The organism is Streptomyces hirsutus (genome assembly GCF_001418415.1).
Classification (GTDB): domain Bacteria; phylum Actinomycetota; class Actinomycetes; order Streptomycetales; family Streptomycetaceae; genus Streptomyces; species Streptomyces hirsutus.
The window spans coordinates 1-1,555 of record NZ_LIQT01000248.1 but is presented as its reverse complement, the minus strand read 5'-3'; the positions used below and the strand labels follow the sequence as shown (position 1 = coordinate 1,555).

The following is a 1,555-nucleotide window of genomic DNA, read 5'->3' as shown; positions in this document are numbered from 1 at the left end:
GAGTCGGGAAGTGCTCGGTCCACCGAGAGCGGACTGCCCATCGAACCGGTCTACGGACCGGAGTCCCTCGAGGGCTGGGACCCGGCCGAGCAGCTGGGCGAGCCGGGGGCGTACCCGTTCACCCGGGGCGTGTACCCGACGATGTACACCGGCCGCCCCTGGACGATGCGCCAGTACGCCGGTTTCGGCACGGCGACCGAGTCCAACGCCCGGTACCAGCAGCTGATCGCCAACGGCACGATGGGCCTGTCGGTCGCCTTCGACCTGCCCACCCAGATGGGCCACGACTCCGACGCCCCGATCGCCTCCGGCGAGGTCGGCAAGGTGGGCGTCGCCATCGACTCGATCGACGACATGCGGGTGCTGTTCGGCGGGATCCCGCTGGACAAGGTCTCCACGTCGATGACGATCAACGCGCCCGCCTCCCTCCTCCTGCTGCTGTACCAACTCGTCGCCGAGGAGCAGGGCGTCCCGGCCGACAGGCTCACCGGCACGATCCAGAACGACGTGCTGAAGGAGTACATCGCGCGCGGGACGTACATCTTCCCGCCGAAGCCGTCGCTGCGGCTGATCGCGGACATCTTCAAGTACTGCCGGGCCGAGATCCCGAAGTGGAACACGATCTCGATCTCCGGCTACCACATGGCCGAGGCGGGGGCCTCCCCGGCGCAGGAGATCGCGTTCACCCTGGCCGACGGCATCGAGTACGTCCGTACGGCGGTCGCGGCCGGCATGGACGTCGACGACTTCGCGCCCCGCCTGTCGTTCTTCTTCGTCGCCCGCACCACGATCCTGGAGGAGGTCGCCAAGTTCCGCGCGGCCCGCCGGATCTGGGCCCGGCTCATGAAGGAGGAGTTCGGGGCGAAGAACCCCAAGTCGCTGATGCTGCGCTTCCACACGCAGACGGCCGGTGTCCAGCTGACCGCCCAGCAGCCCGAGGTCAACCTGGTCCGCGTCGCCGTGCAGGGCCTGGCCGCGGTCCTCGGCGGCACGCAGTCGCTGCACACCAACTCCTTCGACGAGGCCATCGCGCTGCCCACCGACAAGAGCGCCCGCCTGGCCCTGCGCACCCAGCAGGTCCTCGCCTACGAGACGGACGTGACGGCCACCGTCGACCCGTTCGCGGGTTCCTACGTCGTGGAGAGGATGACCGACCAGGTGGAGGCCGCGACGCTGCAGCTGATGGAGCGGGTCGAGGACCTCGGCGGCGCGGTCAACGCCATCGAACACGGCTTCCAGAAGAGCGAGATCGAGCGCTCCGCCTACCGCATCGCCCAGGAGACCGACTCCGGTGAGCGGGTCGTGGTCGGCGTCAACCGCTACCAGCTCGACGCCGAGGAGCCCTACGAGCCGCTGCGCGTCGACCCGGCGATCGAGGCCCAGCAGGCCGAACGCCTGGCGAAGCTGCGCGCGGAGCGCGACCAGCGGGCGGTGGACACCGCCCTGGCCGCCCTGAAGAAGGCCGCGGAGGGCGAGGACAACGTCCTGTACCCGATGAAGGACGCCCTGCGCGCACGGGCGACGGTGGGCGAGGTGTGCAACGCGCTGCGGGAGG

1 protein-coding gene is annotated in these 1,555 nt (G+C 70.0%); it reads left to right on the top strand.

The window, feature by feature from the left end:
- A partial coding sequence (locus tag AOK11_RS19280) for an acyl-CoA mutase large subunit family protein (protein WP_240497405.1) occupies window positions 1-1,555 on the top strand: 1,555 nt, incomplete at both ends.